The organism is Caballeronia choica, assembly GCF_001544535.1.
Classification (GTDB): Bacteria; Pseudomonadota; Gammaproteobacteria; order Burkholderiales; family Burkholderiaceae; genus Caballeronia; species Caballeronia choica.
On record NZ_FCON02000517.1, the window covers coordinates 1 to 926 of the forward strand.

Below are 926 nucleotides of genomic sequence, written 5' to 3' on the forward strand. Positions count from 1 at the left end.
CATATCGCGCAACCTCCCATGCCGGGGCTGCCGATCGAGCGCAGCATCGCGCATCCGAGCTTGCTGGCCGAGATCATCGTGGCGAAGTATGCAAACCACACGCCACTGTATCGGCAATCCGAGATCGCGGCGCGCGATGGCGTACGTCTCGATCGGGCCACCATGGCACGTTGGGTCGGGCAATGCGAAGAACTCTGCCGGCTGCTGACTGAAGCCCTGCGTCGCTACACGATGGCGACTGCCAAGCTCCACGCGGACGACACGCCGATCCCGGTGCTTGCGCCTGGGAACAAAAAGACCAAGACCGGTCGATTGTGGGTCTACGTGCGCGATGATCGCCGCTCCGGTTCGCGCGACCCCGCTGCTGTCTGGTTCGCGTACTCGCCGGACCGCAAAGGCATTCACCCCCAGACCCATCTTGCCGGATTCGAAGGCATCCTTCAGGCCGACGGCTATGCCGGTTTCAACGAGTTGAACGAAGGCGGCAAAGTTCGTCTGGCATTTTGCTGGGATCATGCGCGCCGATACTTATTCAACGTGCATGAGACAGCCCCGTCGGACACCACGAAGCAATGGCTCGACATGATTGGCGAGTTTTACGGAATCGAGGCTGATATCCGCGGCAAACCGCCGGATGAGCGGCGACGCGTCAGGCAAGAAAAGAGCAATCCATTGCTCGCGGCCCTCGAAAGGTCGATGAGGGAGAAACGTGCGACGCTTTGGCCAAAGGCACCGCTGGTCGAAGCGATCAACTACTCTCTGAATCGCTGGGACGGGCTCACACTGTTCTGTGATGACGGCTGCGTCGAAATCAGCAACGTGCTCGCCGAAAATGCTTTGCGCTGCGTGGCAATGGGGCGTTCATTGTGCACCTCCTTCTGAAACCTCGATAAACATTGGGATCTGTCCTTCGACGTCGTTGCGAC

The 926-nt window shown here is 59.7% G+C and carries 1 pseudogene; it reads left to right on the plus strand.

The annotated features are described in order from the left end of the window. A pseudogene (tnpC, locus tag AWB68_RS45425) lies at positions 1–861 on the plus strand (IS66 family transposase); the annotation flags it as partial. Positions 862–926 lie beyond the last annotated feature (65 nt).